The organism is Paenarthrobacter sp. RAF54_2 (assembly GCF_052113945.1).
In the GTDB taxonomy this organism is placed as follows: domain Bacteria; phylum Actinomycetota; class Actinomycetes; order Actinomycetales; family Micrococcaceae; genus Arthrobacter.
Genome location: NZ_JBFRDV010000013.1, coordinates 48254 through 66348, shown reverse-complemented (window position 1 = coordinate 66348; position 18095 = coordinate 48254). Strand labels below are relative to the sequence as shown.

The 18095-nt window shown below is 62.8% G+C and carries 14 protein-coding genes; 5 read left to right on the top strand and 9 right to left on the bottom strand.

The genetic code is table 11. The features are described from left to right. Positions 1–54 precede the first annotated feature (54 nt). Positions 55–873 (top strand): dihydrofolate reductase family protein, encoded by an 819-nt coding sequence (locus AB4Y87_RS14295; RefSeq protein ID WP_442004990.1) that lies wholly within the window; start codon positions 55–57, stop codon positions 871–873. Here the strand turns inward: AB4Y87_RS14295 and AB4Y87_RS14290 are convergent. Beyond that, positions 790–1974 carry a cation:proton antiporter gene (locus AB4Y87_RS14290; protein ID WP_442004989.1) on the bottom strand — a complete coding sequence of 395 codons (1185 nt, stop codon included), beginning with the start codon at positions 1972–1974 and terminating at the stop codon, positions 790–792. The two genes, AB4Y87_RS14295 and AB4Y87_RS14290, sit on opposite strands and share 84 nt — an antisense overlap. Before the next feature lie 256 nt (positions 1975–2230). On the opposite strand from AB4Y87_RS14290, the gene AB4Y87_RS14285 reads away from it, so the two are divergent. Continuing rightward, positions 2231–3151, top strand: coding sequence for a serine hydrolase (locus AB4Y87_RS14285; RefSeq protein ID WP_442004988.1), 921 nt, complete (start codon positions 2231–2233; stop codon positions 3149–3151). A 92-nt stretch (positions 3152–3243) separates the two neighbouring features. Here AB4Y87_RS14285 and AB4Y87_RS14280 read toward each other — a convergent pair whose 3' ends face one another. The 5 genes from AB4Y87_RS14280 to AB4Y87_RS14260 form a co-directional block, all read right to left on the bottom strand. Further along, positions 3244–3666: a hypothetical protein gene (locus AB4Y87_RS14280; protein WP_442004987.1), complete on the bottom strand. Its 423-nt coding sequence runs from the start codon at positions 3664–3666 to the stop codon at positions 3244–3246. A 52-nt stretch (positions 3667–3718) separates the two neighbouring features. Beyond that, complete coding sequence (locus tag AB4Y87_RS14275; RefSeq protein ID WP_442004986.1) at positions 3719–4963, bottom strand: ABC transporter permease; 1245 nt, start codon at positions 4961–4963, stop codon at positions 3719–3721. Next, a complete protein-coding gene (locus AB4Y87_RS14270; protein WP_442004985.1) occupies positions 4960–5688 on the bottom strand; it encodes an ABC transporter ATP-binding protein in 729 nt (242 codons plus the stop codon). Before AB4Y87_RS14270 ends, AB4Y87_RS14275 begins: the two co-directional genes overlap by 4 nt. Before the next feature lie 6 nt (positions 5689–5694). Further along, entirely contained in the window at positions 5695–7221 is a 1527-nt protein-coding gene (locus AB4Y87_RS14265; RefSeq protein ID WP_442004984.1) for an efflux RND transporter periplasmic adaptor subunit, read from the bottom strand. A gap of 197 nt (positions 7222–7418) precedes the next feature. Next, positions 7419–8039: a TetR/AcrR family transcriptional regulator gene (locus tag AB4Y87_RS14260; protein ID WP_442004983.1), complete on the bottom strand. Its 621-nt coding sequence runs from the start codon at positions 8037–8039 to the stop codon at positions 7419–7421. 75 nt (positions 8040–8114) lie between these two features. Between AB4Y87_RS14260 and AB4Y87_RS14255 the strand changes: the two genes are divergently transcribed. Further along, positions 8115–9197 carry a flavin-containing monooxygenase gene (locus AB4Y87_RS14255; protein ID WP_442004982.1) on the top strand — a complete coding sequence of 361 codons (1083 nt, stop codon included), beginning with the start codon at positions 8115–8117 and terminating at the stop codon, positions 9195–9197. Here AB4Y87_RS14255 and AB4Y87_RS14250 read toward each other — a convergent pair. From AB4Y87_RS14250 to AB4Y87_RS14240, 3 genes are all read right to left on the bottom strand, one after another. Further along, positions 9191–10033 (bottom strand): pyruvate, water dikinase regulatory protein, encoded by an 843-nt coding sequence (locus AB4Y87_RS14250; protein WP_442004981.1) that lies wholly within the window; start codon positions 10031–10033, stop codon positions 9191–9193. The two genes, AB4Y87_RS14255 and AB4Y87_RS14250, sit on opposite strands and share 7 nt — an antisense overlap. Further along, the gene (ppsA, locus tag AB4Y87_RS14245) at positions 10034–12433 is read right to left on the bottom strand and encodes a phosphoenolpyruvate synthase (protein WP_442004980.1); all 2400 of its coding nucleotides are present in this window, start codon (positions 12431–12433) and stop codon (positions 10034–10036) included. Between the two features lie 321 nt (positions 12434–12754). Beyond that, on the bottom strand, positions 12755–16099 hold the full coding sequence (locus AB4Y87_RS14240) for a galactose oxidase-like domain-containing protein (protein ID WP_442004979.1): 3345 nt from the start codon (positions 16097–16099) through the stop codon (positions 12755–12757). A 1096-nt stretch (positions 16100–17195) separates the two neighbouring features. Here AB4Y87_RS14240 and AB4Y87_RS14235 point away from each other — a divergent pair. Then, positions 17196–17816 carry a helix-turn-helix transcriptional regulator gene (locus tag AB4Y87_RS14235; RefSeq protein ID WP_442004978.1) on the top strand — a complete coding sequence of 207 codons (621 nt, stop codon included), beginning with the start codon at positions 17196–17198 and terminating at the stop codon, positions 17814–17816. Beyond that, positions 17813–18085 carry a hypothetical protein gene (locus AB4Y87_RS14230; RefSeq protein WP_442004977.1) on the top strand — a complete coding sequence of 91 codons (273 nt, stop codon included), beginning with the start codon at positions 17813–17815 and terminating at the stop codon, positions 18083–18085. Before AB4Y87_RS14235 ends, AB4Y87_RS14230 begins: the two co-directional genes overlap by 4 nt. Positions 18086–18095: the final 10 nt, after the last annotated feature.

The following is an 18095-nucleotide window of genomic DNA, read 5'->3' as shown; positions in this document are numbered from 1 at the left end:
CGGCCTCTGGGTGTTATACCTAATGCCGATCTTCCTACTCTTCGGCTTGGTCATGTGGCTAATGCAAGATGTTCTGAACTGGTTCTGAGCGTCCGATGGTGGATCCTTGACCGGGCGCAGCTCAAGTCCGGCAAGACATCGGTTATTGTGCAGTGTCCCCTAGTGGGACCCGGCCGCACCGATGAAGACACACGAGACGCGTTCGCGCACGGCGGGTGGGCCGATGGATACCAGGACGACGTATCAATGAAGTATGCCGGCGAGGGAATGAGCGTTGGGGGTAGCCTCCTGTTTGGCCACCGCACCTACGACGACGTCCTCGGATACTGGACCTCCATGGGGCCCAACCCATTCGTCGACGTATTGGTGGGGTCAGAAAAGTTCGTCGTCTCACACAACCCTGACGTCAAACTGAGGTACCCCAACAGCGAACTCCTCGTCGGAGATGCAGTTTCGACCGTAGCCGCGCTCAAGAACCGCTACCCGCGCGACCTCATGATCATGGGCAGCGGTAAATTAGTGCGTCAGCTACACGCCGCAGGCCTGATCGATCAATACGCACTTCCTATTCACCCCATCGTGCTCGGATCAGGAACCCGTCTCTTCCCGGAAGGACCCCGTACGGACCTAAAGTTGGAACGCAGCATCGCAACCACCACCGGCGTGATCATTGCCGAATACAGCGTCACGCCCCGAAGGTTGTTCTGCAACGGCCAGCGGACGCTGGCCTCACGCCACGGCAACAGCACGGAACTCAGGGACTGGCGGAAGTTGCCCAGCCCAGGCGAACTACGCAGCCAAGGTCGGGCCGCCCCCGGATGCGTTGCCCGCCGGCGCCGGGCCGGGCTGCGTCAACGTGCGCGCGGCCCGTGAGCCTGCGGCGGTGCTCGCCCCGATGGTGATGAGGGCTCCGAGGATAATGGCCGCGGCTTCTCCCGTCGCCAACAAATGCAATTGGGAGCCGATCGTTGCCGCGGCAACCGGCACTCCCAACTGGGACGCTGCAAGCACCGCGAGCGGCAGAGGCTGGCCCAATAGCCGCAGGCTTCCATGGACCAGCAGGGCACCCAGACCAAGGCAAATCCCGAGGAGAAGCATTTTGGGGCTTCCGGCAAGGGCGCGCAGATCCAGCGATGCGCCAAGCCAGACGAAAAACACTGGCCCCAGAAAGCCATCGCTGACGGCGAATAGCTGATGAGCCAATCGCCGGGGTTCGCCCACCGCTGCGACCACCAGGCCGAAGGAGAACCCGGCCAGCATGATGGACACGTGACCCGCCACAGCAAGTCCGGAGAGCGCGAACAGCACGGCAAGTTGGACCCTCAGCTCCAGGGCGAACTTCCGGTCCTCGGACACGGCATGCACCCGTGCGCGCGTGCCGTTGCGCTCCAGCCAGCGAAGCACGAAGAACAAAACCGCAGCACACGCCGCGACGACGGCTGCCCCTGCAGCTGCCCTCGGCGCATTGGATGGGTCGACAGCAAGCGGAAGCGCCACAATGCAGGCGATGTCCGCCACCGCCACTTGCGCCGTCGTCGTCAAAACCTGTGGTCCCCTCAGCCGCAGCGAATCGACGATCGGCAGGACCAAGGCTGCCGACGAGGACGCGAGCAGAACGATGTAAAGAGGAGCATGTCCGGTGCCGAAGGCAAAGGCAATGCCGATTCCGACGACGGCCGCCAACACTGCGGCGATGCCGGCACGCAGCGCACCCGCGCCCAGTGCCGGGCGGATGGCTTTGTCCCGCACTGGGACATGCGTTCCTGCGACGAACATGACGAGGGCAAACCCGACGTCGGCCACAAAGGTGAACGTGGCATCCGAGGAGTCCACCAGACCCAAACCCGTACGCCCGATGGCGATGCCAGCCAGTAACTGCCCCAGAACGACGGGGAAATGCCATCTCCGGGGAAGCGCCAGCAGCGGTCCCAGTAGCGCGACCGCGGCGATCAGCGAAAGCTGAAAAAACGACACCTTTCCTCCTTCCACCGGCATGCGGTTGGCTTGCGGTAATTACCGGGGTACGTCAGCCAGTTTGAGTGGATTGTCGGTGCTTTCGTCCGCGTAGTCGCTTGCGCATACCCGATGGTAGCCGTAGGGCACGACAGCGGGTATCCCTTGGGCCAGATCCCCCTGACAGCCAGTTCAAAGCTCCGACATAGGTTCCGTGGCTATCGTACCGACTGTGGAAGAACTCACACCCCGGCCCCTTGGGAGACAGTCTCCCCGGATGGGCGACGCGCGCCTCCGCTCCCTGACGTTTCGACGCCGCCGGGTGGTCATAATGGCCACGGGCGCGATTCTTCTGGCCGTGGCGCTGCCTGTCGGCGTCCACTCGGCCGCGCAGGCCCATTCGACGTCTATCGGCCGGCCGGGTGGCACGACGAATAAACCGGCTGCGAGGAGGAGCACAGCTCCATCCGCCGCGGCTGTCCCCGGAACAGTCGACGTCATTGATCCGGCCTTGGACGCCAAGATCAACGGCATCATCGACGCGTACCCGGAGTATCAGATCGGGGTGGCGCTCATGGATGTGTCGGCCGGAGCCGACGGGCAGGACGTCCATCAATACGGGGTCGAGGAGCCCTTTGAGGCCGCCAGCACCGCCAAGGTCCTGGCCGCGGAAGCGTATTACCATCTTGTTGAAATCGGCGGGGCATCCCTGGACGAGCCCCTGGCAGCCTATCCCGCGTCCTTCCAGTTGAAGGCAATGATCCAGCAAAGCGACAATGACTCCTGGTCGCTGATTATGAATGCCGTCGGCCACCAGGAGCTGACGGCGTACGCGAATTCTTTGGGCGTGCAGTACGACCCCGAGAGCAATACACTCGCCCCGGTGGACATGGCGCGCATCCTTGCCGGGCTCTACTCCGGGAACTTGCTCAATGCCGCGGACACCACTGAACTGTTATCTACCATGCAGGACACTAACGATGAGACGCTCATCCCCGCCGCCGTTCCCGCCGGCGTCACCGTGTTCCACAAGTACGGCGAGCTGGGCGGAGAACTGCACGACGCCGGCGTCCTGGACAAGGATGGCCGCGCCTACGCCCTTRTCGTCTACACCAAAGGTCAGGATCTAAGCAGCGTCCCCGAGCGCACCGAGGTCATCCACCAAGTGACAGGGGCCGTGGCCGAGGCCCTTTTCTAAGGTCCTGACCCGCCGGAGGAAACAGCAACAATTTGTCTGTGTTTCACGACCGTGGCTCCGCTTCCCTGCGAACGTAACAGTTACGTAGGTGATTACGGCGCCGCTGTGGTGGGCGCCGAGGGAATGGCGCTCGGCGAGGCCCCGTTGGTGGGGGACCCATTCTGGCGGTTCCGCCCCTGGCCGCCGTTGAAATTCTGGAACTGGCCCCGCCCCGGACGGGCCTGTCCCGCATCCATTGCCTTAGTGACGCCGACGCCGGCGAAGAAACCGATGGCAACCAGCAGCACCGCGAGGAGGATCTGCGTCAGGCGGCCCATCTTGAACCGCTTCTTTGGCACGAACGGCTCCGATGTCTGGGGCTGTCCCCAACCTTGGGCGGTGGGTTCCTGGCCGGTGGCGTGCAGTACGGCGGTTTGCTGTCCGGCGGTTTGCTGTCCGGCGGTGGGACGTTCGTTATCGAGCTGGTGTGGCTCTGGCTGGTTGTTGGAACCGGGCTCGGGCGTTGGGTAGGACATGTGGGACTCCTGTTGGGATTTTCTCTTGGACGTGCTGGGGGAAGTGGGCCGGTTATTCGTATCGAAGGGCGTCGATTGGCCGGAGTTTCGCCGCTTTGTTGGCCGGGTAGATGCCGAAAATGAGGCCGATGGCTGCGGACACCAGGAATGAGAGCCACACGGTCCACCATTGGACCTCGGGTTGGGTTCCCATCACGGGAAAGGCGCTGCCGACGTAGCCCGCAGCAATGCCGAGCACCCCGCCGATCATGGAAATGATGAATGATTCGATCAGGAACTGGGTCACGATGCTTCCCCTCGAGGCCCCGATCGCTTTGCGGATGCCGATCTCGCGGGTACGTTCGGTGACCGTGACGAGCATGATGTTCATGACGCCGATCCCCCCAACCAGGAGCGAGATACCGGCTACGGCGCCCAAGAGGACGGTCAGCGTGGCCGTGGTGGTGGTGGCGGTGGTGAGGATCTGGGCCTGGTTCCGCACTTGATAGTCACGATTGGCAGAGGTGACATTGTGCCTGGCGTCGAGGATCATTTGCACCTCGTTCTGGGCCTGGTTCATCACGTCCGCTGACTTTGCCTGGACAGTGATGGAGGCCAGGGAGGGCGAGTATCCGGTGAACTTGTCCTGGGCGGCGCTGTAGGGGATGACCACAAGGTCATCCGGATCATTCAGTCCCGAGGACCCTTTCTGGGCCAAGACTCCGGAGACCACAAAGTTCTGTCCGTTGAGGGCGATGGTCTGCCCCACCGCCGAGGTCGCTGAGCTGCCTACCAGATCCTGTGCCACGGTATTGCCTATCACGGCCACTGCGGTGCCGCTGCCGGCGTCGCCGTCACTGAAGTAGGAGCCCGCTGCCAGGGTGTCGTTCGAAATGGCAAAGTACGACGGCGTGGTCCCCACGAAGGTCGCCACGGTATGGGTTGCGTCCTGGTACGTGCTGGTGACGTTCTGGGCAGTGACAACCGGGGCTGTCGCCGCGATGTCGGGAGCCATGACAGGATCAGTCAACGCTGCCATGTCCTGGACGGTGAGATTGGTGCCCCGGGACCGTGGCCCAGTGACTGCCTGTCCCCCGACTGTGCGGCCCCCGGACGTGGTTTGGCGGCTTACGGTCAGCACGTTCGTTCCCAGTTTGCCGATCTGGGCTTTGATGGCGTTCGAGGTTCCTGCGCCCACGGCCAGCAGGATGATGACGGATGCGATGCCGATCAGGATGCCCAGTGTCGTGAGAATAGAGCGCATCTTGTTGGCCATCACCCCAGTCAGGGCGAAGCGTACGGATTCGGCGATCATCATGCTGGTACCGTCGTCGCTTCCGGGTGCCCGTGGACGTCGCGGAGCCTGTAGTCCTCAATGATGTGGCCGTCCTGGAACCGCACGACGCGGTTGGCGCGTGCCGCGACGTCGGTTTCATGCGTGATCATCACGATGGTCCGTCCGCTGGCGTGCAAGGATTCAAACAGGTCAAGAATCTCGTGAGAGGACTTGGTGTCCAATGCTCCCGTTGGTTCATCGGCTAAGAGCAGTACCGGGTTGGTCACGAGGGCGCGGGCGATGGCAACGCGCTGCTGTTGCCCGCCCGAGAGCTGTGAAGGCTTGTGGTCGGCTCGGGAGGCCAGTCCTACCGAATCGAGTACCGCCAGGGCCCGTTCACGCCGTTCCTTGCGGTGCACCTTTGCGTAGGCGAGGGGCATGGACACGTTGTCCACGGCGCGGGTACGCGGAATCAGGTTGAAGTTCTGGAAGACGAAGCCGATCTTCCTGTTGCGGATCTGCGCCAACTGGAATTCATCCAGAGTCCCGGTATCAATGCCATCGAGGTGGTAGGTACCGTCGCTGGCCCCATCGAGGCAGCCGATGATGTTCATCATGGTGGACTTTCCGGAGCCCGACGCCCCGACGATGGCGACGAAATCGCCGCGGTGAATGGAGATGCTGACCGAGTCCAGTGCCCGCACTTCGGCCTCGCCTTTGCCGTAGATTTTGCTCACGGATTGCAGTTCGATGACGGCGTCGTTCATTGTTGCTTACCCGCCGTTTCCACGTGCGCCACTGGCGCCTCCAGCTCCGCCAAACCCGCCGCCTCCACCAAACCCGCCGGTGCCGCCACCGGTTCGTCCCGTGGTCCCGGTGGTGTCCAAGGTGGAGGAGATGGCCGGGAGTTCAATTTGGTCACCTGCGCTGAGGCCGGTAAGCACCTGGGTGCGTCCGTTATCCGTAATCCCCGTTGTGATGGTCACCGGGGTGGGGGTCCCGTCCTTGAGGACGCTGACGGTTTGCGTGGCTCCGGTGGTGGTAATTGCCAGCGAAGGCACCGCCAGGGCGTTCTTGGCGGTCGCAGTGGTCACGGAGATGTTCGCGCTCTGCCCGAGCCGGAGGTCAGCCGGGGGATTATTGATCGAGATGGTCACTGGATAGCTGACTACGTTGTTGGTGGTGGTGGCGTTCTGGGCGATCGCCGTGATCGTGCCCTTTACCGGTGCCGCGGCGGGGTCGGTTTTGAGGGCCGGAAACGTGAAGGTCGCGGAGTCACCGGCCTTCATGGCGGCAATGTCCGATTCGGCGAAGTTGGCAATGACCTGCAGATGTGCGGTGTCGCTGATCGTGATGAGCCCGGAGGACGATGTTCCTGTGGCATCCTTGGACACGCTGCCCGTGGTGCCGGATCCATTGGATGCTTCTGAGGAGGCGGAGCTGGATGAGCCGCCGCTGCTGCCGGCGTTGCCACCAACCACCGCGTTGACGGCGGTGACCGTCCCACTAACCGGGGCCGCGAGGGAGCAGGACGCCAGGTTCTTGGTGGCAGTGTCGACGGCGACTTGGGCAGAGGTGGTATTGGCGGTCACGCCACCCCCGCTTTTCGCGGCGTTGAGCGCCGTCGCGGCCGATGCGACCTGCTCTTTGTCCTTGAGTGCCGAGCTGGCCTGCTGGTTGACTGCCTGGGTCAGTGCCTGCTTGTCCTTCGCCAGCTGGGCCTGGGCGGCGCTGAGGGCGGCCTGGGCCTGTTGGTTGCTCGGCTGGGCGCTGGCAGCGGTTTGAGCAGACGCAACAGCTGCATTGTCATTGTTCACCGCGGTCTGCGCCCCTGCCACGGCAGTGGCCTGCTGGCCCGCGTCCAGGTCGACCGTTTGTTGGGCATTGGCCAGAGTTTGGTTTGCCGCAGCTACTTGGTTGTTGGCTGATGCCTGCTGCTGGTTCGCCTGCGCCGCGGCGGAATCCAGTTGGGCCTGGGCAACAGCAAGCGCGTTCTGGGCGTTGGTCGGATCAATGGTGACCAACACCTGCCCTGCTGTAACTTGCTGTCCCGTCACTGCGGAGACCGTGGCGATCGGTCCGGTGCAATTCTGCGCGTTGATGACGGTCGTACTTGCGGGCGAAACATTACCGCTTGCGGTGGACACAGCAGTGAGGTCCGCTGCGCCGATCGCGACGGTACGGACTGCCGTGTTGGAGGCCGGTTGCGGCACGCCGTCCAACACAAAAAAGGCGCCGGCGACAATGCCGACGACGGCCACCCCGATGCCGCTGTTGATGAGCTGAGGTTTTGTAAGCATTCCCGAACCGTAAGATCATTCGCTTCGAGAATCCCGAGAGCTACCTGACGGTTTACCTTATGTGACGCATCGTTAGATGCTTCATTTCAACAGAGGGCCAGCAAGCAGCGCCCATTGTGTTTGGGCTGACTCAAGTCAGTGGGGCGAGGGTCGGCGGCGAAGGCGTCCATCTGAGAAGCTGGCGCCAGTCTGCCTGGCTAGGCGAGGGCGGCTTTCAGGGCTGCGTGCACCCAATCCCGGTACCGTTCCGGCTCCCAACCGAAATCCAGCACCAGTGATCTGTAGGTGTCCGGGTGACCCACCGACCAGATCACCGCAGCGRCCTGCTCGTCGCTCATTCCGGAGGTAAGCACCCCGCGTTTCCTGAGCGCAGCCGCCGCCTCGGCATAGTTCCGTAGCCGGAGCTCGGCCCGGTCCCGCAGCACTTCGGCCACTTCAGGATCGACGGCGGAAGCCTGCCTCATCACGCTGAATAGTTCACTGCTCCGCGGATGAACTTCGGCAAACCAGTCGGCCAATAGTGCAATAACTGCCGCTGCGTCAGCGGCGGCCGCTGTCCGTTCGCGCATAATCTCCGGAACGGAGCGGGAGGCATCCGGGCCTGCAGCCGTAGCGTCAACCACAGCCGAGAGCAATGCGGCTTTGTTGCCCACGGAGTTGTAGATGGTCTGGATTGCCACACCAGCCTGCTCGGCAACAGCCCCGACAGTGGTGGCCACGTATCCCCTGCTCAGAAACAGCTGACGAGAGGCCTCCACCACGGCGGCTTTGGTAGCGGCAGCTTGAGCTATTCGCCTGTCATTGTGCCGGATTTCCACAGAAAAAGAATAGCATTCTAATGACTGGAATGGTATTCTAATCAAGTCGGAATTCGCTCTTCAGGAGGCTTCGCGATGGACAGCATTGAGCCACTTAACACCGTGATTGTGGGTGCCGGTCAGGCAGGGCTCGCCACCGGCTTCCATCTGAAAAAACGTGGCCAAGACTTCCTCATCCTGGACTCCCATCCGCGCGTCGGCGACGTGTGGCGGAACCGTTGGGATTCACTGCGCCTCTTCACGCCGGCACAGCACGATTCGCTCCCCGGTTTGCCATTTCCGGCCGCTAGAGGCAGCTTTCCCAGCAAAGACGCGATGGCCGGATACCTCGAGGCGTATGCCTCGAACTGGGAACTTCCGGTACGTCATGGTGTCCAGGTCGATGGCATCGAACGCGAGGACGGCTTGTTCCGGGTCCAATCAAGCGAGGGACCGATCCTGGCTAAGAACGTTGTTGTTGCCACGGGCCCGAATGCGCGGCCAAGGATTCCGAGCTTCGCCGCGGATCTTGACCCCAGCATCCAGCAAATGCACGGAGCAAAATACAAGAACGCGGACTCAGTTCCGCCCGGGGACGTCCTGGTGGTCGGCTCCGGTACCTCCGGCGTCGAAATCGCCCTGGAGCTCGCGCCCACGCACCGCACCTATGTCGCCGGAACTCCCCCATTCCACGTTCCGGATCCAGTGACGCGATACGCCGGCGGGCTTTGGTGGCTCCTCATCCACAAGCTGCTGACCCGTTCAACCCCCATCGGACGCAAAGTCGCGATCGGCTTCACCAGGCACGGCGCCCCGCTGATCCGGGCCTCAACCCAAGAGCTCGACGCGGCGGGAGTCACGCGCCTGCCACGACTGGGTGGCACCCGTGAAGGCCAACCTGTTCTGGATGATGGCGCAACACTGCAAGTCTCCACCGTGATCTGGGCCACCGGCTACCAACCGGACTTCGGCTGGATCCGAGGCCTTCCGGCGGACGAAGACGGCTGGCCGCTCACCTCCCGGGGCGCCGTGGAACAACTGCCAGGACTGTTCTTCGTGGGCATGCCGTTCCAATACGGATTGACATCGGGCCTCGTGGGTGGGGTCGGCAGGGACGCCGGGCACGTCGCCGGACTCATCGCCGGACGGGAGTCACTCGCGCCGTTGTCCCGTCAGTGATGCAGTTGCATGCGTTGGAGGACCGTGGCGGAAATTTCTTCCACGGACATGGAGGCAGAGTTCACATAAGGAATGTTGTTGGCCCGGTACATGTCCTCGGCGTTGCGCAACTCAAACGTGCATTGGTTCAGGGATGCATAGTTGCTGCCGGGTCGTCGCTCCTGACGGATCTGGCTCAGACGGACGGGCTGGGATGTCAGTCCGAAACACTTGCCCGCGAATGGCTGAATTGGCTTCGGGAGCGCCATGTTGTCGAAATCCTCTTCGACCAAAGGGAAGTTAGCGGCCAGGATGCCGTGCTGCAAGGCCAGGTACATGGTGGTGGGAGTCTTCCCACATCGGGACGGGGCGATGAGAATCAATTCGGCGCGCTCGAGTGCACGGAGCGACTGACCGTCGTCGTGTTCGATGGCGTATTCAACGGCTGCCATGCGGGATTGGTAGCGGACGGCGTCTCCTACGCCGTGGGCTTGGCCGGGCTTGCCGTTGGCCGCGGCGCCGAGCGTTTCTTCGAGCTGGCCGATGTGGGTACCGAACAGGTCAAAAAGCCGGCCACGGCTTTGGGCGAGGACGGCACGGATGTCAGGCCCGACCGCCGTCGAAAAGATGATGGGAACCGGGCCGGTGGCCGCCACCTTGTCGATCAAGGCAACAACGTCACGCGCCTGCTCCACAGTGGTGATGAACGGGATGGTCCGCCGTTCCAGCCGCTGACCGGGGAACTGGGTCAACAGCGTGTTGCCCAGCGTTTCGGCGGTAATCCCGGTGCTGTCCGAAAGGAAGAACACCGTGGGGGCGGGCGGTGAACCCGCCCCCACGCTGTGATGCTCTGCCATTTAGACCGCGGTGCTCGTGGTGCGTGCCAGCCGCAGCCAGGTCTCGGTGACGGCGTCAGGGTTCAGTGAAATCGAGCTGATGCCCTGTCCCAGGAGCCACTCGGCAAAGTCCGGGTGGTCGCTGGGTCCCTGGCCGCAGATCCCCACATAGCGGCCCTTGGCCCGGCATGCCGTAATCGCCATTTCCAGCAGTTTGGTCACGGCCGGGTTCCGCTCATCGAAGCCTTCGGCCACCAAAGCGGAGTCACGGTCCAGGCCCAAGGTGAGCTGGGTGAGGTCGTTGGAGCCGATGGAAAAGCCGTCAAAGTACTCGAGGAACTCATCGGCAAGGAGCGCGTTGGCCGGCAACTCGCACATCATCACGATCTCCAGACCGTTCTCGCCCCGGCGCAGCCCGTTGGCGGCCAGCAGGTCGATTACACCGCTGGCCTCCTCCAGGGTCCGCACGAACGGAACCATGAGCTTGATGTTGGTCAAACCCATGTCGTTGCGCACGTACTTCAGTGCTTCGCATTCAAGTTCGAAGGCCTGCCGGAAGGCTGCAGAAAGGTACCGGGACGCTCCCCGGTACCCAATCATGGGGTTCTCTTCCTCCGGTTCAAACGCAGGACCACCCATGAGGTTGGCGTACTCGTTGGACTTGAAGTCCGAGAGCCTGATGATGACCGGCTCAGGCGCAAATGCGGCGGCGATGGTCGAGATTCCCTCGGCCAGGCGCCTGATGTAGTAATCGCGTGGACCGTCGTAGGCTGCAGTTTTCTCCTGGATTTGCCGGACGGTGAAGTCATCCAGGGTTGCAGGGCGTTCGATCTCGCCGGCCACGGCCAGCAGGGCGTTGGGGTGGACGCCGATCTGCCGGTTGATGATGAACTCAAGCCGGGCCAAGCCAACACCATGGTTGGGAAGTTTGGCGAAACTGAACGCCTGCTCCGGAGTGCCAACGTTCATCATGATCTTCACTGGAGCCTCCGGCATGGTCTCCAGGCTGGTTTCGTGCAGCGAATATTCCAGCAACCCGTCGTAGACCAGCCCAGCCTCTCCCTCGGCACAACTAACGGTGACTGGAATGCCGTCCTTCAGGATCTGGGATGCGTACCCGGTGCCGACGACGGCGGGAATGCCGAGTTCGCGGGCAATGATGGCGGCGTGGCAGGTACGCCCACCCCGGTCCGTGACGATTGCTGCGGCCTTCTTCATGATGGGTTCCCAGTCCGGGTCCGTCATGTTTGCCACCAGGACATCGCCTTCCTGGAACGAGGCCATCTGGTCAATCGAGGACAGCACCCGGACCTGCCCGGCACCGATCCGCGCCCCAATGGCGCGGCCTTCCACCAGCACCGTGGAGCGCTCGGCAAGGGTGTATCGGGAAGTGGTCCCGGCGGCCTTGCGTGATTCCACGGTTTCGGGACGAGCCTGGAGGATGTACAGCTCTCCGTCCACCCCGTCCTTGCCCCACTCGATATCCATCGGGCGCCCATAGTGCGCTTCGATAGCCACCGCATGCCGGGCAAGCTCTTCAACTTCGGCATCGGTCAGGCTGAAACGGGACCGCAAATCCTGGGGCACCGGAATGAAGTCAACAGTCCGGCCAACCTCGTCGGAATCGGTGTAGACCATCTGCACAGCTTTGTCCCCCAGTCCGCGCTTGAGCACGCCGGGCCGTCCGGCCGCCAAGGCCGGCTTGTACACGTAGAACTCATCCGGGTTCACAGCGCCCTGGACCACGGCCTCCCCCAGACCGTACGAGGACGTGATGAAGACAGCGTCAGTGAAGCCGGTTTCGGTGTCCATGGTGAACATCACACCGGAAGCGCCGACGTCGGAACGCACCATCCGCTGAATACCAGCCGAAAGCGCCACTTCATAGTGGGTGAAGCCATGGTGCACGCGGTAGGCAATGGCCCGGTCGTTGTACAGTGACGCGAACACGTCCTTGATGGCGAGCAGGATGTTCCCGATGYCGCGGATATTCAGGAACGTCTCCTGCTGGCCCGCAAACGAAGCATCCGGAAGATCCTCTGCCGTGGCACTGGAACGTACCGCCCACGACACGTCCCCGCCATGCTCCTGGGTCAGGCGCTGATAGGCGGTGCGGATGTCGTCTTCGAAACCGGCGGGGAACGGCGTCTCACGGATCAGGGTCCGGATTTCCTGGCCGACCTTGGCCAAAGCGGTCACGTCGCCGCTGTCCAGGCCCTCAAGAATGCCTTCAATCCGTGCATCCAGGCCTGACTCCGCCAGAAAGCGCCGGTAAGCGTCCGCCGTCGTCGCGAAACCGCCCGGAACCTTCACCCCGGCAGAGGCGAGATTCCGGACCATTTCCCCGAGCGATGCATTTTTGCCGCCGACCTGGTCAAGGTCGGACAAGCCAAGCTCAGAAAACCAAAGAACGTTAGTCATAAATTGTGTCCTCCATTGGGCACGCTCTGACAAGCGCTTAAAAAACTAGGTCTTGCAAGGATCGTGGCCGCACGCTGCCGGAAGCAAATATATGTGACACGTACAACATCATTCGGGAGTAACGGAAAGTCACCAAAGCAGGGCTCCGCGGAAGTATCTTCAGCGCGAAGTCGTGAGTTGCGCCGCGTCTGCGTAGGTCAGATCCGGTCGGCGAGGTACACGATGATCCCTCTGGGGTCCTCTATGCCTTCCAACGGGCGGCGGGCCAGGAGACCCTTGGCACCCACGAATTCAAACGGGATGGCGTCGTCGCGCCCAGGTCTAGGGCGCGGCGAGAATTTCGATGATCGCGAGGTTCCACCGGTCGGTTGTTGGGGACGTGTCGTTGATGGTCACAGGCGTGCCGTTCGTCGGTGAGGCGGAGTTCTGTCGTTGGACCCAGTACGTGTCTCCCGCTGGCGCCAGGAACTGGTCAACGAGGGTCTGATTCGGCCCTGGCGCGTGGGATACCGGGTTGGACCAGTCCGTGCCGACGCCCCAAACCCAGGAACCGGCCCTGGTGGTGGTGAGGGTGGCCGTCGGCGCGCCAGAGGAGGCGTTCGCACCCAGTGCTGCTCCTGGCGTGGTGTCTGCCCCGCGGAAGGCGACGACGGTCATGGCGGTTTGCCAACTGCCCGAGGCTTGTGTGGCGGTGACGGTCGCATTCGAAAGGGGGCCGGGGGCGACCGCTTGCCAGATCTCGGCGGTGCCTGGTTGCGTGTTGGTTCTTTGTCGGAGTGTCCAGGTCAGCCCTGCGCCGGCAACGCTCGCTATCCGGGCTGAATTCGCGGAGCTTGGTCCGTCCGAACTGATGAAGGCAAGGACGAGTTCGTTGGAGCCGGTGGTTGTCACACCCGAGGCGCTGATCGTCGTCGTGCTGGTGCCTTGGTGGACCGCGACGATCTTGTCGACCGTGACGCCGGGAGGTGCTGCGACGGCTTGCGCCGTGGCCGTGTTCGACGGCGGGCTGACATTGCCTGCCGCGTCGAGGGCGGCAACTGTGTAGGTGTACGTCGTCCCTGAGACCACCGAACTGTCGGTGTAGCTGGTCGACGGCGAAGTCCCGATCACGGTTCCGTCGCGCGAAACCCTGTATGAGGTGACACCCACGTTGTCTGTACTGGCCGTCCACGTCAAGGCGATCTGCCCGGCAGAGGCAGAGGCAGCCAGGCCCGCAGGCGCCGTTGGAGGGGTGGTGTCCTGGCCCGGTGCCGGCAAGCGGACCATGCCGGCTGTGGACGGAACACCATTGCCGTCAATGATCGAGAGCAGGTAATACCCTGGAGGGGCGTAGTTGCCGTTGTCAGGCATTTGGACGTTAAGACCGCCGGAGGTTTGCGAGAAGTTCAGGTTCAAGGCCCTCGCGTTCTGATCGAAGGCATGGGTCACGGATCCTGTCTTGATCAGGGACACCGATTGGATCCGGGTCGCGTCCGGTGTTCCGATGAATGCGGTCGAACCGTACTGGACGCTGCCCGGTACGCTGGAGATGGTTGGCCGCGGGCCTTTGAAGAGGTACGGCGGGGAGTAGATCTGGTAACTTCTCTGGTCCGTGACCCCGTCGTCCCCGCCACCGCCGGATACGAAGACCCGACCGTCCGGGAGCAAAACGGCCACCGAGTGGTAGAGGCGAGGCACCGACATCGGCGCCATGGAGCTCCACGTTCCCGCGGCCGGTTGCCAGACCTCGGCCTGCATCACGGCTTTGGTGACATCCTGACCCGATTTGTCCGTTCCGCCTCCGGTGGCAAGGACTGAGCCATCGGGCAGGTTCGTCAAGTTCACGAAGCTACGGGGAAACGCCATGGGAGCCGTCGCTTGCCACGAAGGGCTTGGCGCGTTCATATCCAGGACGTAGGCGGTATTGGTGGACTGCCCCGTGAATCCACCGTCCGAGGCGGATCCGGCCTTGATGAATTTGCCCGGCGCGTAGTTCGCGATCGAGCCGCCGTCCAGGACACGGGAGTCCACGGTGGTCCATTGCTGCGTGGACACATTCAGGGCAAGGGTCGAAGTGGCTTGTTCGGACGCCCCTGCCTGGAGGACGCGGCCGTCAGGCAGCTGATACATGAAGGGGTAATACGGGATACTCCGGTTCGCGCCCGTCAGGTCGGTCCACGAGTTCGTGGTGGGTGAATAGACTTCCGGAATGGTCACGAGGTCCGGCAAGCTGGCGTTCGAACCCGAGGTCACCAGCACGCGCCCGTCGGCCAACGTCGTCGCCGTCGGGTACCACCGGGGGTGGTTCATAGGCGCCAGGGTCTGCCAGGTTTCCGTGACCGGGTCGAAGGCCGTCACATCGCGGATACCCAGTCCACCTTTTGTCGAGGTCCCGCCGACGACGAGAATTCGGCCATCGGACAGGACCGCCTGCCCTGCGCAGAAAAGATCGACGGCGGCGCTCGGTACCTGGGTGTAGTTGCCTGTCGCCGGATCGAGCAGGTACTGCTGGCCGCCTTGGGAGAAGTCGCCTTGCCATGTGAGAACCTTGCCGGCAGGTGTCAGCGCCGCGTGGATGGACACCTCCGGCCAACCGACGACAGGGCCCCACGAGCCGACCACTGACGGGTCCGTGCCGGACCCGCTCGCCGTGGTGAACGTCGCGTCGCCCGAGACGGCCAGATTGCCTGACGCGTCGGCGGATTTCACCCTGTAGTGGTACAGGGTGCTGGCCGAGAGCCCGGACAGCGCCTGCGAGTGTGTGGTCTGCAGCGCGGAATTCTGAAGTGTGCTCTGGCCGTATGCCGTGGTCGTGCCGTATTCCACTTGCGAGTTGGACGCTTCGTCGGTGGCCCAGGCGATGGTTGTTCCGCTGGAACTGGGCGTGCCGGCAGATACGGAGGAGATCACCGGCGCGGTGGTGTCACCTGTTGCCGTCGAGGCTGGAAGAATTTCCATGACGGAGAGGTTCCACCTGTCCGTTGTGGGTGCTGTGTCATTGATCGCCACCACGGTAGGAGGTGCCGCCGTCGTTATCGCGCTTTGGCGCTGGACCCAGAACGTGTCGCCTTGGCTTGAGAGGTACTCGTCGACCTTTGTCTGCCCGGCGCCGACCGTACGGGCAGTGGCTTTGTCCCAGTCATTTCCCGCTCCCCACACCCATGAGCCTGCCCGCGATGTGGTCAGGGAAGCGTTGGGCGCCCCCGTAGCGGCGTTTCCTGTTCCAACAGCGCCGTCAGTGACCAAATCCGCGCCGACGAACGTGACAACAGTCATCGACGACTGGTACGAACCCGAGTTGGTGGCCGTAACTGTGACGTTCGTCAGTACGGTCGGCGCGACTGCCTGCCAAATCTCCGCGGTGCCCGGTCGGGCATTGGTCCGCTCGCGCAACCGCCACGAGAGGCCGCCACCGACGACCGAGGAGAAAGCCTCCCCCGGGGCTTGCGGCCCGTCCGACATGACGAAGGCAATAAGGAGTTCGTTCGTCTGACTTGTCGTGAAGGCGGGCGAGACGATTCGTGTCGAAGGGGTGCTCTGGTGCGTGCTGACAATCCGGTCCGTGGCCAAAGGTACCGCAGCTGCCGTGGGCGCGGCTGCCGGGAGCAGGCTCACGATGGATCCGGCGACTGCAAGAGATAGGCCCGCAAGCAGCGCGAGGGGCCGGGAGGAAATGATGCGTTGCATGGTTGGTCCTTTGATTCGACTAGCCCGGGCAGGCCAGGATCCGCAGTTCGTGGAAAACCAAGTCGTCAGATTCGACCGAACGAACGTGGCCTTATCACTGAGCTTCAACATATGGACGGGATTCAGTAGCGTCCCGGTGGTCCCTCAGCATGGCGAATGCCCGCAGGGAGCTTCGAAAACCGCACCAGCCATCCGACGTCGTGAAGCCATGCTTCAACACGACCACCCAAGGATGCTCCACTGCGCTGTCAAACGATCCTCCGCTAGACAGCGCTGGCGTCCACTGACGTGTGCAGTCAGGTGCCGCAGGCGTCGTCGACCGCTTCAGACGCCTGATCAGGGACTTTTACTAACAGGGTGATCTCCTCACGATTCTGCAGAGAAACGCATCACCCATCGGGCGGAGACCATGCGTTCGGTAAGCGGCACGGGTGAACCCCTGACGGCGGCAATCATGCCGCCCGAAACGCCGGGCCAGGTACCTCGGCGAGCGCGAAAGACCTAACTGAGCTGCCTCGCGAGCAGCGACTACTTGGAAGACGGCAATGTACGAGTCAGCGGTAATCGTTTGGGAAGACAACCTTGTCTCCGTCAGGCACCGCCGTCACGGTCAGTTCCACACTCGAAGAATAACTGTCCGTGAGCTGTCCTAGCAATGAAAGTTGGTCAGTCTTTTCCTCCGGCGCGCCCAGAAGAAAGCAAGTCCAAGGATCCACACCTCAACAAGGGGAGGGCTCATACGCCAGGACCCTGACCCCCGCACCCCGCACCCCGAGCTGGGGACCGGCGGGGCTCATAAGATGAACGCACTCGTCAGGTTTTGAATGCCGTTGAAAGCACCCCCCGTACAGGGGGGTCCTGCCGTGCCCGAGGTGGGACTCGGAGGCGATTCCAGGCCTTGGAAACACTGGGAGGTGGCGGAAACATGCGGAATGCGGGGCAGTCCGGCGGGTGCACGAGGCAGTGATCCTCGCCATTCATCGCGCATCCATCAGAAAAAGACATGACCGACTCCTCGCGTGCCAAGAATGGGCCAGCAACGAATACAGCGCATGTCACCGTTCGGTGACATGCTGGAACTGACAAGGGAGGCGGCATGACATCAGGAACCAGCATCAACACCCCTGCCGCAGTAGGCACCCTCATCCGTGCCCGGCGCCAGGACCGCGGACTGTCGCAGCAGACCCTTGCTGACAGGTCAGGGGTCTCGAGGAAGTTTCTCATGGACCTCGAAGCCGGCCATGACCGTGCCGAACTCGGCAAATCCCTCGCGGTTCTTGCGGCGCTCGGCTTGTCATTGGAAGCCACAGACCCCCTGCCCCGGGGCAGGGACTACGACCCGGAACGGCGCGACTACGCCCAAACCTTTACACAGCTTCTCGCGGACCGGGACTTCGAGTTCGCCATCAAAATGCTTGCCGACTATGCCACTGCTTCCCTCAAAGCCGGCAAGCCCCTGCTCCAGCGCAGTCCGCGGCTCAAGGAACCCCACTGGTCAGCCGCTCTCGCCGGTATCACAAAGTACACCGCACACCGCCTTGGCCAACCTGCACCATCCTGGACCAAACGCATCAAACCCCTCAACGAGCCATGGATGCCCGCCGAGTCCTACCGGCACGTCCGTGAACCCATGAAGCAGCTCACCATGTCCGAAACGCCACAGGAGCTCGCGGCCATGAACGTCTACATCCGCGAACGCAGCCTGGCCACCGCATGAGCGGCGGGGAACTCAACGCCGAGCAAATACGGGCTCTCCTCCGGGAACTCGGCCGGCGCCTGCACGCCAAAGGCGTCCATGGCGACATCAAACTCGTCGGCGGAGCCGCACTCGTCCTTCAAGGGATTGGCAACCGCCCCACTGCAGATATTAACGCCAGTTACGCCGACAAGGCCGCCGTCGACGCCCTTGTCGATGACATGGCGGCCGAATATGACCTCGCACCTGAGTGGCTCAATTCCAACGCCGCAGCGTTCGTCCCGGACTAAAACCTCAGCG